The 13,266-nt window shown below is 41.6% G+C and carries 19 protein-coding genes and 1 pseudogene; 10 read left to right on the top strand and 10 right to left on the bottom strand.

The annotated features are described in order from the left end of the window. Positions 1-29: 29 nt before the first annotated feature. Positions 30-884, top strand: coding sequence for a pantoate--beta-alanine ligase (panC, locus tag ACGF5R_RS09910; RefSeq protein WP_387690666.1), 855 nt, complete (start codon positions 30-32; stop codon positions 882-884). Between the two features lie 67 nt (positions 885-951). After that, entirely contained in the window at positions 952-1,332 is a 381-nt protein-coding gene (panD, locus tag ACGF5R_RS09905) for an aspartate 1-decarboxylase (RefSeq protein WP_118986494.1), read from the top strand. A gap of 99 nt (positions 1,333-1,431) precedes the next feature. Here the strand turns inward: panD and ACGF5R_RS09900 are convergent, their stop codons facing one another. Further along, entirely contained in the window at positions 1,432-2,202 is a 771-nt protein-coding gene (locus ACGF5R_RS09900) for an ABC transporter permease (protein WP_228901624.1), read from the bottom strand. An 11-nt stretch (positions 2,203-2,213) separates the two neighbouring features. Further along, positions 2,214-3,125, bottom strand: a complete 912-nt coding sequence (locus ACGF5R_RS09895; RefSeq protein WP_112877027.1) for an ABC transporter ATP-binding protein — start codon at positions 3,123-3,125, stop codon at positions 2,214-2,216. A 187-nt stretch (positions 3,126-3,312) separates the two neighbouring features. Between ACGF5R_RS09895 and can the strand changes: the two genes are divergently transcribed. From can to ACGF5R_RS09880, 3 genes are all read left to right on the top strand, one after another. After that, on the top strand, positions 3,313-3,966 hold the full coding sequence (can, locus tag ACGF5R_RS09890; protein ID WP_011145235.1) for a carbonate dehydratase: 654 nt from the start codon (positions 3,313-3,315) through the stop codon (positions 3,964-3,966). A 516-nt stretch (positions 3,967-4,482) separates the two neighbouring features. Further along, on the top strand, positions 4,483-4,737 hold the full coding sequence (locus tag ACGF5R_RS09885; RefSeq protein WP_387690663.1) for an AbrB/MazE/SpoVT family DNA-binding domain-containing protein: 255 nt from the start codon (positions 4,483-4,485) through the stop codon (positions 4,735-4,737). Further along, positions 4,737-5,078, top strand: a complete 342-nt coding sequence (locus ACGF5R_RS09880) for a type II toxin-antitoxin system ChpB family toxin (RefSeq protein ID WP_112877029.1) — start codon at positions 4,737-4,739, stop codon at positions 5,076-5,078. Before ACGF5R_RS09885 ends, ACGF5R_RS09880 begins: the two co-directional genes overlap by 1 nt. A 167-nt stretch (positions 5,079-5,245) precedes the next feature. On the opposite strand, the gene hpt is transcribed toward ACGF5R_RS09880, so the two are convergent. From hpt to cueO, 4 genes are all read right to left on the bottom strand, one after another. Beyond that, positions 5,246-5,782: a hypoxanthine phosphoribosyltransferase gene (gene hpt / locus ACGF5R_RS09875; protein WP_112877030.1), complete on the bottom strand. Its 537-nt coding sequence runs from the start codon at positions 5,780-5,782 to the stop codon at positions 5,246-5,248. Positions 5,783-6,230: 448 nt separating this feature from the next. Further along, a complete protein-coding gene (locus tag ACGF5R_RS09870) occupies positions 6,231-6,428 on the bottom strand; it encodes a Panacea domain-containing protein (RefSeq protein ID WP_262981281.1) in 198 nt (65 codons plus the stop codon). A gap of 13 nt (positions 6,429-6,441) precedes the next feature. Next, complete coding sequence (locus ACGF5R_RS09865) at positions 6,442-6,702, bottom strand: Panacea domain-containing protein (RefSeq protein WP_387690661.1); 261 nt, start codon at positions 6,700-6,702, stop codon at positions 6,442-6,444. A gap of 112 nt (positions 6,703-6,814) precedes the next feature. After that, entirely contained in the window at positions 6,815-8,359 is a 1,545-nt protein-coding gene (gene cueO, locus ACGF5R_RS09860; RefSeq protein WP_387690659.1) for a multicopper oxidase CueO, read from the bottom strand. Positions 8,360-8,563: 204 nt separating this feature from the next. Here cueO and ACGF5R_RS09855 point away from each other — a divergent pair, with 204 nt between their 5' ends. From ACGF5R_RS09855 to ACGF5R_RS09840, 4 genes are all read left to right on the top strand, one after another. Continuing rightward, positions 8,564-8,911, top strand: a complete 348-nt coding sequence (locus ACGF5R_RS09855) for a YacC family pilotin-like protein (protein WP_112877032.1) — start codon at positions 8,564-8,566, stop codon at positions 8,909-8,911. Positions 8,912-9,023: 112 nt separating this feature from the next. Beyond that, entirely contained in the window at positions 9,024-9,887 is an 864-nt protein-coding gene (gene speE, locus ACGF5R_RS09850; protein ID WP_112877033.1) for a polyamine aminopropyltransferase, read from the top strand. 28 nt (positions 9,888-9,915) lie between these two features. Next, positions 9,916-10,710, top strand: coding sequence for an adenosylmethionine decarboxylase (gene speD, locus ACGF5R_RS09845; protein WP_112877034.1), 795 nt, complete (start codon positions 9,916-9,918; stop codon positions 10,708-10,710). Positions 10,711-10,760: 50 nt separating this feature from the next. Next, positions 10,761-11,279 carry a transposase gene (locus tag ACGF5R_RS09840; protein WP_387690657.1) on the top strand — a complete coding sequence of 173 codons (519 nt, stop codon included), beginning with the start codon at positions 10,761-10,763 and terminating at the stop codon, positions 11,277-11,279. Between the two features lie 82 nt (positions 11,280-11,361). On the opposite strand, the gene ACGF5R_RS09835 is transcribed toward ACGF5R_RS09840, so the two are convergent. From ACGF5R_RS09835 to ACGF5R_RS09820, 4 genes are all read right to left on the bottom strand, one after another. Next, positions 11,362-11,769, bottom strand: a complete 408-nt coding sequence (locus tag ACGF5R_RS09835; RefSeq protein ID WP_262981277.1) for a type II toxin-antitoxin system HicB family antitoxin — start codon at positions 11,767-11,769, stop codon at positions 11,362-11,364. A gap of 51 nt (positions 11,770-11,820) precedes the next feature. Further along, positions 11,821-12,003: a type II toxin-antitoxin system HicA family toxin gene (locus tag ACGF5R_RS09830; protein ID WP_036849727.1), complete on the bottom strand. Its 183-nt coding sequence runs from the start codon at positions 12,001-12,003 to the stop codon at positions 11,821-11,823. A 124-nt stretch (positions 12,004-12,127) separates the two neighbouring features. Beyond that, positions 12,128-12,346 (bottom strand): cysteine hydrolase, encoded by a 219-nt coding sequence (locus ACGF5R_RS09825; RefSeq protein WP_262981276.1) that lies wholly within the window; start codon positions 12,344-12,346, stop codon positions 12,128-12,130. Further along, entirely contained in the window at positions 12,343-12,666 is a 324-nt protein-coding gene (locus ACGF5R_RS09820; protein ID WP_262981275.1) for a cysteine hydrolase family protein, read from the bottom strand. Before ACGF5R_RS09820 ends, ACGF5R_RS09825 begins: the two co-directional genes overlap by 4 nt. A gap of 179 nt (positions 12,667-12,845) precedes the next feature. On the opposite strand from ACGF5R_RS09820, the pseudogene ACGF5R_RS09815 reads away from it, so the two are divergent. After that, positions 12,846-13,256 (top strand): annotated as a pseudogene (locus tag ACGF5R_RS09815) (type II toxin-antitoxin system HicB family antitoxin). Positions 13,257-13,266 lie beyond the last annotated feature (10 nt).

Genomic DNA, 13,266 nt, shown 5'->3' with positions numbered 1-13,266 from the left:
GCTATAAACACATTAAGGAGTATTAAGCAATGCTGATTGTCGAAACTGTACCGATTCTACGCCATGAAATCCGCCGCTGGCGTCAGGAAGGAAAACGCATTGCACTGGTGCCAACAATGGGTAACTTGCACGACGGCCATATGACGTTAGTCGATACAGCCAAAGGGCAAGCAGATATTGTGATCGTCTCTATTTTCGTCAACCCGATGCAGTTTAATCGTCAGGATGATCTGGCAAGATATCCCCGCACTTTACAGGAAGATTGCGAAAAACTTCATCAACACGGTGTCGATCTGGTATTTGCTCCTGCTGATAAGGAAATATACCCTGATGGTATGGAACATCAGACTTATATTGAAGTTCCTGGGCTTTCTACCATGCTGGAAGGGGCCAGTCGTCCCGGTCATTTCCGTGGTGTTTCAACCGTGGTGAGCAAACTATTCAATCTAGTGCAACCAGATTTAACCTACTTTGGCGAAAAAGATTTTCAACAATTACAACTTATTCGCAAAATGATCGCCGACCTGGCTTATGATATTACGCTGGTTTCAGTACCTACTGTGCGCGACAAAAATGGCCTGGCTCTCAGTTCGCGTAATAACAATTTAACAGCCGATGAACGTCGAATCGCCCCAGAATTCAGCAAGATCATGCGATCTATCGCTGAAAAAATGGCACAGGGTGAATGCCACACAGAACAATTGCTCATTCAAGCTTCCGCACAACTACACGAAACGGGTTTTGTACCTGATGAGTTGTTTATCCGTGACGCCGAAACATTGGCGCCGTTAAATACCGAAAGCAAAAAAGCCGTTATTCTAATGGCTGCCTGGTTAGGGCAAACCCGTTTGATCGATAATCAGCAAGTAGATTTAACGCAATAATCGCCGTTGTATCAGGCGTTATTGATGCAAAAAGGTTCTAAGTTGTCATCGAATCAGGAGAAAAACCATGTTGCGTACGATGCTACAGGGGAAATTGCACCGGGTGAAAGTCACTCAGGCAGATTTGCATTATGAAGGTTCCTGTGCAATTGATCAGAATTTCATGGATGCAGCCGGTATTCTGGAATATGAAGCTATTGATATCTATAACGTGGATAACGGCGAGCGTTTTTCCACTTATGCTATCGCCGCTGAACGTGGTTCTAGAATAATTTCAGTTAACGGGGCAGCAGCACGCCGTGCTGCGGTAGGTGATAAGCTAATTATTTGCTCATATGTACAAATCCCTAACGAAGATGCCCGTCATCATAAGCCTAATATCGCTTACTTCGACGGTGATAATATTATGAGCCGTATAGCTAAAGCCGTGCCAGTTCAGGTAGCTTAAATATTAATTTAAGCGCTCAATAATGGGTAGGTTGTGAAGACATTGCAAGTAAACTTCCCCTACCCATTCATCACCATTTAATAACAAAATAATCTACAATTAAGTTCTCAATCCCCGCCCTGTTTCAATTAAATACCAAGCAACAAGATAAAAAACCACAATAAATGCAGTCAAAACACTCAACGTAATTATCAAAGAAACATCAGTAATCCCCAAGAAACCATAACGGAAACCACTAATCATATAAACGATCGGGTTCAACTTGGAAACCGCTTGCCAAAATGGGGGTAATAATGTCAATGAATAAAATACCCCACCAAGATAAGTCAGTGGCGTTAATACGAAGGTCGGAATAATGCTGATATCATCAAATGTTTTAGCAAAAATCGAATTCAGCAAACCACCTAGTGAGAACAAAATGGAGGTCATCAACAACGTGACAACAATCATCCACCACGCATGAATATGAAGCGGCACAAAAAATAGAGAAACCAATGTCACCAGAATACCGACGCTGACACCACGGGCAACACCACCACCAACAAACCCCACAATCACTATGTGTGTCGGAACCGGCGCCACCAATAATTCCTCAATACTGCGCTGAAATTTCGCACCAAAGAAGGAGGAAGAAACATTGGCATAAGAGTTAGTAATCACTGCCATCATAATAAGGCCAGGGACAATAAACTGCATATAATCGACACCGCCCATTTCTCCAATACGTGAACCAATCAAGCTACCGAAGATAATAAAATAGAGCGACATGGTAATAACCGGCGGTAATAAAGTCTGTACCCAGATACGACCAAAACGGGTAATTTCTTTAATCCAGATAGTTTTTAGCGCCACCCAGTACAACTGAATCATTTACTATCTCCTTATTTGTTGCTCACCAAGCTGACAAATAACTCTTCCAGACGGTTCGCTTTATTACGCATACTCAAAATATGAATACCCTGAGCACTTAATTGGGTAAATACGCTATTTATTCCCTGACCACGTTGAACATCCACTTCCAAAGTAGAAGCATCCAGCAGTCTATAATCATATCCTACTAGTTCAAGAATTGGGTTTTGTGTTGCCAGATCGAAGAAGAATGTTTCAGATTCCACCCGACTGAGTAAATTTTTCATACTGGTGTTTTCCACCAATTCACCATGCTGAATAATACCAATATTACGGCACAGCATTTCTGCTTCTTCCAGATAGTGAGTCGTTAGAATAATTGTCGTTCCCTGAGCATTCAGCTCTTGCAAAAAATTCCACATAGAGCGACGAAGTTCAATATCAACACCGGCAGTCGGTTCATCAAGGATCAATAATTTAGGCTGATGCATCAACGCACGTACAATCATCAGACGTCGTTTCATCCCACCAGACAAACGAATCGCCCGTTGATTGCGTTTTTCCCACAGATCTAACTGCGACAGATAAGTTTTCGCTCTGGCTTGAGCCACTTTTCGCGGTACACCATAGTAACCGGCCTGATTGAGAACAATCTGCAACACCGTCTCAAACGGATTAAAGTTAAATTCTTGCGGAACAAGACCTAATTGACGTTTAGCATTCACAATATCAGTATCAATATCATAGCCAAACACTTTAACCTTACCGCTGCTTTTGTTTACCAGAGAGCTAATAATGCCGATTGTGGTGGATTTCCCTGCACCATTCGGGCCTAATAATGCGTAGAAGTCTCCAACTTCCACATTCAGGTCTATCCCACGCAGCGCCTTAACGCCATCAGTGTAAGTCTTAGTAAGCTGCGTTAACTCCAATGCATAAGTCATAAATTACAAAACACCTTTATTATCTGGTCGCCTTTGCGTGTAATGTGGAAACATAATGCCCCTTTTCTGCCTGACTTGCTTTGCAAAAGCAGCAGAAAGATTAAAAACAAACAGCAATAAAATATTAAAATTTCAATTGATGTTGTATATGATTCTATCTTAAAGAAACACTACCAGGCTATGAATCATGATGAAAAAAATAGAAGAGCTGCTTGCCAATAACAAGCAGTGGTCAGAATCGGTTAACGAAGAAAATCCAATTTTTTTCAAAGAATTAGCAAAATCACAAAAACCTCATTTCTTATGGATTGGTTGTTCAGACAGCCGGGTACCAGCAGAAAAACTAATTGATGCCGCCCCCGGTGACTTATTTGTTCACAGAAACGTTGCAAACCTGGTTATTCATACTGACTTAAATTGTCTTTCAGTTATTCAATATGCGGTAGACGTACTGGAAGTTGAACATATCATTATCTGCGGACACTACGGTTGCGGTGGTATCGAAGCGGCAATTGATGGCACCGAACTGGGGTTGATTAACAACTGGCTGCTACATATTCGTGATCTTTGGTATAAACACAGTTCTATGCTAGGTGAATTACCCCCTAATGAGCGTCTGAACCGTCTGTGCGAAATTAACGTTGTTGAGCAAGTATATAACCTTGGTCACTCAACCATTATGCAAGCAGCATGGAAACGAGGCCAAAAAGTAATGATCCACGGTTGGGTTTACGGTATTCATAATGGTCAATTGCAGGATCTGGAAGTCACAGCTGACAGTCGTGAAAAACTGGAACTTGCCTATCGCCAGACAATATCCAAACTGACGCATAAGAAGTGATTTTTTAGATCATTCATAAAATACGCTGTAGAAAAGGTTATATTTAACCTCTTCTATAGTGTAATTAAGCAAATATTTATACAGATTTTTATTTTATTAAATCGCTGCCTATTTGAATCTTAAGTATTTATTTTGATTTCTTTATTTTACGAATGTACTAAATATGGTAATAAAAAGAAAACAACGTAATTCATGATAAATATATTCATCATCACTACAGAAAAAAGGAAAGATAAATATATTATTATCCACTAGGTAAAAAATTCGGTTATCAGTTCTACCACCTTCATTCCATTTGACTGTTTCCTACCTTGTCGAAGTTGTTACAAAAGGCTAGCGTTTCTTACTACAATAAGGAATGTTTCAAATTTTCCTTGAATGGACAAAATAGTTCATGAAAAAGAACATTTTTATGGGCTATTGAATCACATTATCTGTAATAACAATGTTGACACTTAGGTAAAACCACGCTACAGTGTCAACAATGTGATAACCGTTACTTACGAGGAAAGTGCTATGCTCACTCGTGTCAGAAAAATTGGAAACTCTGTTGGTACTATTATTCCAGCTCAGCTATTGAAATCTCTCCACCTGAAAGAGGGTGACCAATTATCAATTGTCGAAGAACAAGGAAAAATTGTAATCTCTGCGGTAAACCATCGTCCTAAGTATAAATTGGCCGATCTACTTGCTCTATGTGACTCAGAAGCACCAATGCCTGAAATATTAAAAGAATGGGATGCTAGTAAACCTGTAGGGAATGAAGTGTAATGGCAATATTTCAACGAGGGGATATTATTGAAGCTTGCTTAAACCCAGTCGCGGGTCAAGAACTGCAAGGTGACAAAAGACCATGCTTAGTAATAAGTCCATACAATTTTAACAAATTAGGTTTAACAATTATTGCTCCTATAACACAAGGAGGAAATTATGCCAGGTTCGCAGGTTTTGCCGTGACATTAATGGGCACCGGTACACAGACTCAAGGAGTGTTATTAGCGAATGGCATTCGTTCCGTCGATCTAAATGCAAGACAGGCAAGAAAAATTGAAGAGGCACCGACGTCTGTAGTTAATGAAATTTTAGCCATAGTGTCCAGCATATTGGAATAAATTCTACTGTTAATCAGGGATATCTGCCGATATGGTTCTATGACCGGAAGCCGTATTAGGCACCAGTGCCGAAATGTAGATAGGAACGCAGCCCTCTACACACCATGCCTGAATCACAAAGCCAAAAACGGCAACCCAAAAGTTGCCGTTTTCAAATGAGATAAAAACTACTCTTCTAACAAAACCACATGACCGATATAAGGAAGATGACGGTAAAGTTGCGCATAATCGATACCATAACCCACCACAAATTTATCCTCAATTGAGTAACCAATCCACTCAACCGGAACATCAACTTCACGGCGGGAAGGTTTATCCAGCAAGGTACAGATTGCCAGTGATTTTGGCTCACGCAGCGCTAAAATTTCACGCACTTTATTCAAGGTATTACCTGAATCAATAATATCTTCCACAATCAGTACATGCTTACCGCGAATATCCTCGTCCAGATCTTTTAGAATTTTCACATCACGCGTGGAATTCATACCGCTACCGTAACTGGAAGCCGTCATAAAGTCGACTTGATGAGGGATCTGAATTTCACGGCATAAATCAGCCATAAAAATAAATGAACCTCTCAGCAATCCGACCAACACCAGCTCACTACCGCCGTCACGATAGTGTTCAGTAATCTGTTTTCCCAGTTCAGCAATACGTTGTTTAACCTCCTGTTCGGAGATCATAACTTCTACAGTGTGTTTCATTATAAAGTTAACCAATTGTTTTTAATGAATAAATATATGAAAATCAATAAAAAATCATAACCAGTTGATATGCCAATTAATACGCTGTTCTTCTAGCAATATTGTTGAACAGTTCCTTTTCCCTAGGATATCTAAAGGCAAGTATGGCATAAGATAAGGATGTTTATATACCCGTTATCTTTCAAGTTGCCTCTTTGTTGGCTGCACTCACTCACCCCGGTCACATAGTTCTCTATGCTCCCAGGGATTCGCTCCCTTGCCGTCGCGATGCATCTTGAAATCCATTGGGTATAGTATTTAGAAGAGAAACCAACAGATATTTTAACTTTGGCAGAGTCGTAAAAGGGCAGTGAAGATAAAGAACATCTCCTATAGCCAAACTCTGTTTGGCTGAAAAATCTGCCCTAAAAGATGCGGGAAATCTGTCACCAAGATTAGTCATCGTTACTCAAGTAAAAGTCAAATAAGCAACTAACTTATCACCATCTTTACAACTGGCAGCGATCACTTCCAATGGAATCTCTCCATTCTGGTTAGCCGCCATCCAAACACTATCGTGGCTGATATCACGTATTTCTTTAAAAGAGAGATTCCCATATTTTTCAATTGATTCATTTATGCAATCAATATCAGAATCACTAAACACATCTTCATCGAAATCACGCAAAGCACGTATTTGGAATAAAGCGCCCGTCTCCCCTGGCTACTTTTATAATATCATAGGCATTCTCTGCAACAGGGCCATCTTTCATTGCAAGATAGTTATCACCCGCAATTAACCGGCCATAACGTTCTAAATGCAGCCGGTCAGCAAAATACAGAATTTTGCCCACATGATAAATGTCAGAAATTGGTGCTGTAGAGGCAACGTACAGAATAGACTCTATAGCTTTTTCTGAGTCAAATCTTGCACTAAGCATCTCAATTACCTTCATTTAAACAGGATAAATAATACACAAAACCTATGCCTATTCTAATACCTACCATAATCCCTGTACAACGCTTTGTTATGCTCCATTACGGTCAGCAAAATTATTTACTAACAGTAAAACCCACCATCATGCCAGTATCTTCATGTTCCAGTAGATGACAGTGCGCCATAAATGGATGTTTCACTCCCGCCGTATGATTGAACTGAACCAGCACTTCACTCTCCTTACCTTCCACATGAACAATGTCTTTCCAACCACTGCGGTGAGCAGCAGGCTTACGGCCATTTTCACTCAAAATACGGAAACGGGTGCCGTGGATATGGAACGGATGCAGCATCATGTCGCCGACCCCCGAAATCACCCAACGCTCATACTGCCCCTGTTTCACATCAAAAGCGGGTTCCATCATGGAGAAAGCCCGCCCATTAATGGTATTGGCATGATGGAAATTTAACTCGCCACCATGATGCATATCTCCGTGGTTTATATTCCCATGATCCATTTCCATACCCGCCATAGCCCGATCACCGTAGCGCTGAGACAACATCATCATTCCCTGCATATCCAGACGACTATCCATCGCCAGATGTAAACGACGCCGATTCAAACCACTAAAAGAAGGCAATGCAGGAAGCTTGACAAGCTGTTCCGACAGTATTACGCGGCTAGAAAAAAGCTGAGGTTGAATACGTAAAACCGGCAGCGGCTGATCAAATGGCGGTAATGTCATTCCTATCTGAACTACAGGTAACGTCACCAGATCGAAAGATTTGCCATCCGAAGCATCTATCACTACCTCAAAACGCTCTCCCGACAAAATCGGTAACTCATTAACCGCAACCGGTTCCGCTAACAAACCACCATCACTGGCAACAACATACAATTGACGGCCATCACTGGTCGCAATATTGAGACTACGAGCATTACAGCCATTTAGCAAACGCAGACGTAACCAGCCACGCGGTGCAGTATGTTGGGGCAAAACAACACCATTGGTCAACATCATATCGCCAAACCAACCAACAGCAGCACTCATCACATCCAGTTGATAATCAATCTGTCCCTCGTTATTCAAGCGCTTATCCTGCAACATCACCGGAATATCATCCACGCCCCATCGATTTGGCAAACCCGTATTAATACTGTTCTCATCTTCAATCAGTACTAATCCGCCAAGCCCCATTGCAACCTGATAACCCGTCTTGCCATGCGTATGTGGGTGGAACCAACAAGTTGCTTCCGGTTGTTCAGGCGTAAAATTGACCGTCCGACGCCCACCTGGCGCAATCATCGCATGCGGCCCACCATCGGCTTCCCCAGTGATCTCCAAACCATGCCAATGAACTGTGGTCTCTTCTGGTAGATGATTACGAATATCAATAGTAACAGGTTTACCAGAAATCAATTTCAGTGCCGGCCCCAGTAAATCACCGTTGTAACCCCAGGTCTTAGTCACCATTCCTGCTTTAAAACTGGATTTTCCCGCTTTGATTTCAATAGCAATTTTTCCTGCCGCATCTGGCTCTAGTTGTAGAGGAATGGGTAATGGCGGATAAGATTCAGCAAAGGAGAAACGACTCCATACGGGCAACATACTGGATAGCCCCATAATGGCGCTTAATCTGATAAAATCACGTCGTTGCATATTCACTTCCTAGTTAAATCAATCAAAAAATAGACAACAAAAAACATCTCATAAAGGAAACCTAAGGGCTACCCTTACAGGAAGGTCAAGCGAAGGGAATGTGATTTAAGTCGATCTTTACAGTAATTTTAAAAAATAAATTTTACCTAACAAATATATTAATATGTTAACGTACTATGACATGGATTGATTATAATAATACAAATGCGAAAATTAGCTCTCTTGACTTACATACTGGTTCTTTTCGGTTTTTCTCACCCCGCAAAAGCGCTGACAGAAAATGAAGCTGAAGATCTGGCCGATCTGACAGCGGTGTTTATCTACCTGAAATATGACTGTGGTTACAGCCAAATTCCTGACCGGGAAATTAAACGAGCTATTATTTATTTTGCTCAACGCAATAAGTGGGATTTAACTAATTACAACAGCCGATTGATGGACAAGCTCAATGAAGAAAGCTACCAAGATCTAAAAGGAATTTATCTGTCTAATGCGATAAAGTGCCATGCTCTCGCCAGAGATTCTCTGAGTTTATTCGCCTACGTTAAATAGTCCTTTTCCTCATACCCCTAAAGGGGTAAATTTCACCGTGCAACTGTGAGAATTGTTGGTTATTATGTGCTCCCAACTTTCATGACTGTCACAGTGGAGGAAAAGCCGGGATATGTCACAAAAAGAAATTTGGTACGAAACCCTGCACGCCAACTTTGGTCAGTATTTCTCCGTCGATAAAGTACTTTATCACGATAAAACTGAGCATCAAGATTTGATTATCTTTGAAAACGCAGCATTAGGCCGCATTATGGCGCTGGATGGCACAGTACAAACGACTGAACGTGATGAATTTATCTACCACGAAATGATGGCTCATGTTCCTTTGTTCGCCCACGGGAACACCAAACGAGTACTGATTATCGGCGGCGGTGATGGCGGTATGCTACGTGAAGTCTGCCGTCATCAATATCTTAAAAGCATCACTATGGTTGAAATCGATGCTGGCGTAGTGGAATTCTGCCGTCAGTATCTGCCTAATCATAATGCCGGTGCTTATGATGATCCACGCTTTAATCTGATCATTGACGATGGCGTTAATTTCGTTAATACCACCGATCAGAAATTCGATGTCATTATCTCTGACTGCACTGATCCGATCGGGCCGGGCGAAGGATTATTCACATCTGAATTCTATCAAGGTTGCCAACGCTGCCTGAATGAAGATGGCATCTTTGTTGCTCAGAATGGTGTCTGTTTCCTGCAACAGGACGAAGCCATCACCAGCCATAAAAAATTGAGCAACTATTTTGCTGACAGCGGTTTCTATCAGGCAGCTATTCCAACCTATTATGGCGGAATTATGACCTTTGCCTGGGCGAGTCAGAACCCGGCACTGCGCTATGTGGATCTAACAACATTGCAACAGCGCTTTGACAACGCAGGTTTTACCTGCCGTTACTACAATCCAGCCGTTCATGTCGGTAGCTTTGCTCTACCACAATATCTGCTGGATGCACTATCCGAGAACCCATAATCACCCATTAGCCAGGAGGTGAAATAAATTGCACAAGCTGAAATTGCACGGCTTTAATAACCTGACAAAAAGCCTGAGTTTTTGTATTTACGATATCTGTTATGCAAAAAGTCAAGCTGATCGGGATAGTTATATCGCTTATATTGACGAACAATATAACGCTAACCGTTTAACGGAAATTCTTAGCGAAACATGTTCGATCATTGGTGCAAATATTTTGAATATCGCCCGTCAGGACTATGAGCCACAAGGGGCAAGCGTTACCATACTCGTCAGCGAAGAGCCGATGGACCCAAAGGATGTAGACAATACTGAAAATCCAGGTCCGTTACCCGATTCCGCCGTTGCTCATTTGGATAAGAGCCATATCTGCGTTCACACTTATCCAGAAAGCCATCCGGGCGGCGGCATATGCACTTTCAGAGCTGATATTGAAGTATCAACCTGCGGTGTTATTTCACCTCTCAAAGCGCTGAACTATCTGATCCACAAATTAGAATCAGATATTGTCACAATGGATTACCGCGTCCGAGGTTTCACCAGAGATGTGAATGGCATGAAACACTATATCGATCATGAAATCAGTTCTATTCAGAATTATATGACTGAAGAAGTGCAATCGCAGTATTACATGATGGATGTTAATATTTATCAGGAAAATCTATTTCATACAAAAATGATGCTAAAAAGATTTGACCTGAATGATTACCTATTTAATGCCACACCAGAACAACTTAGTGAAACTGAAAAGCAGGAAATTACCCATCTTTTGAAAAAAGAGATACAAGAAATTTATTATGGCCGTAATTTACCCGCTGTTTAACTTTCACTAACTTATTATTTAACCTGAGGTTTGCTTAAGAAGGGGACTAAGTGCCTGAGGCACGATCAAAGTTTTTGCTAGATAAAACAAAATCGTGGAGATCCTCAGACATATCTAATTTAGAAGAACTTTACTGTTGCGTCGATGACTTTTGCCAAAAATTTATTCCTCTCTGGCATCAACAGTTAATTGAAAATGGTTTGCTCAAACGTCGCCGCGAAGCTTCCCTTTCTCTCAGTGAAGTGATGACGCTCCTCATTTTATTCCACATGAGCCGTTATCGTGATTTTAAAATGTTTTATATTCAGCATATTAAACACTATCTTAAGGCCGATTTTCCCCGGTTGGTCAGCTACACCCGGATGTTAACCTTAAAGCAAAGGGCGCTCATTCCTCTCTGTGCTTTTCTTTCGTCACGCAAGGCTGAAACCCAGGGGAGCGCTTTTATTGATTCAACCAAAATTGCCGTTTGTCACAACCTCCGTATTCCCCGTCATCGCGTATTCCAACCTAAAAAACCGAGCTTGAATTTACGGGATTGTGATATCGCTATTTTTAAACGAAACTGAGGTTAGTCATGTCACTTTGGTATTCTTAAAAGAAAAAACCCACTGTTAGCGGGCTTTTCATGGTTTTGATAGAGGGATTATCTTACGAGTGTTTCGATAGCTCACGCCGAGCCAATTCAGCCAAGAATCCGCTGCGGCTATGATACTCACGATGTGAGTTCACGTATTCATCAATTCTACCCAACAAAAGTTGGGGCATAGTAATGTTTAGCTTGATGGCTTTTCCATCGTATTTAGTTAAATCCATGTCAACATAAGCCCAACTGCCGCCGGTGCAATCTTCATTGCTTAGATGGTCAGCAACAGTTCTGGCTTGTACTGGAGCCTCACCCTTTTCGCTCATGTATTCAAAATAAGTATCTAATGCGTTTTGAGCATCGCCAATAGCGTCATCAATGGTATCGCCAGCAAAGTAACATCCGATCACGTCTGGCACAAAACCGGAAAACGATCCGTCGTCAGCCTGATGTAAATAAATAGGATATCTCATGCTTACACCTTCTCTTTGATTAAAGAGCGGCCTTTCAACCGCTTAATTAAGTTATTTCAGTCCTGCTTGTTTAAGTATTTTATTGAGCGTCCCGACCGCCAAATCTTTGCGCGGATGCGGAATTACTATCGGGCTGGGTTCCCCTGATTTCTCGAAAACATGATGCGAACCATTGGCTCGCACAAAATTCCAGCCAACCGCTTTGATTTGCTTTATTAGTTCATCGCTAGACATTATCCCTCTCTTTAATCAAAACCAAGAGAATGATAGCACCTCTCATACCCACCATCAACACCAATACCCATGATGGGTATAAGAAATATTGTTCGGGTAGCCGACTATAACCCATTATTCCAATTTACATGACTAATGCAGTGCTCATTATAATTTCAGCGCCGTAAATAGTTTTAAGATAATCCAGAGCCGCTTGCTGATCGACCCCCGGAAAAACACACACGGCATCTGATGGAACCTTGATTCTATAACCGCGTATAAATGCGCCATAAGCGGTATGTCTGACACAACAATGAGTATGTTGGCCGGTTAACACAACTTCCGTCACACCATATGCTTTCAAAACCTCTTCCAGATTGGTTCCATCGAAAGCCCCATAAAATCGCTTGGGCAAAACAATTCACGTTCTGCTCCAATAGGAGCCAGTGCCTCAATGACATTAGCGCCTGATGTTCCGGCCATTGCATGTTTACCCCAAATACTTATTTCCCGATCATCAGCTCGATGAGCATCATTAGCATAAACCACCGGCCAATCAGGTTGACGCCGGGCATGATCAATCAACCGCTTGATTACCGGCACGATCTTCATCGCATCCGCCTCATTAGCAAGTGCCCCTGTGACAAAATCGTTTAACATGTCAATTACGATCAATGCTTTCATTAACTTTGCCCTTTAAATGAATTCTTAAAAAAACAATTGCTGTGACTTGTTTCCACCACTCAGTTACAGACAATTCTGACAAGACCATTAGCCCATAACAACAAAAGGATATACCTTTACCAACATTGAAAAGTATCAAGAAACAGGCAGGGCTTTGAGCCCACTTCTCGGAGGTGTAAATGTTATATCCAGTTGCTATTGATAAAGGTCATTCATCCTTCGGCGTCCGTGTCCCTGATATCCCAGGTTGCTTTTCTGGAGGGGATAATTTTACAGATGCACTAGAAAGCGTCCGCGAAGCAATTGAAGCGCATATCGAGTTGCTGATTGATGATAATGAAGCAGTACCAGAAGCGACAAGCGTAGAAAACTACCTTACCGATCCTGAATATATAGGAGCAATATGGGCAGTAATTAATGTGGATATTACATGATTAATGGGAAAGTCAGAGAAAATCAACGTAACTCTTCCATCATTACTAATCCGCCGTATCGATCAATTCGTCGCAAATCATCCAGAATACGGGAGCCGCTCAGGTTTTCTATCACATATAGCGGCAGAAAAAGTTATTAGCAGAACCAAAATCTAATATGTCTCAA

Origin of the sequence: Photorhabdus sp. RM71S (assembly GCF_042879355.1) — a bacterium.
Taxonomy (GTDB): Bacteria; Pseudomonadota; Gammaproteobacteria; order Enterobacterales; family Enterobacteriaceae; genus Photorhabdus; species Photorhabdus kayaii.
This window is presented reverse-complemented; position numbering and strand designations above follow the sequence as displayed.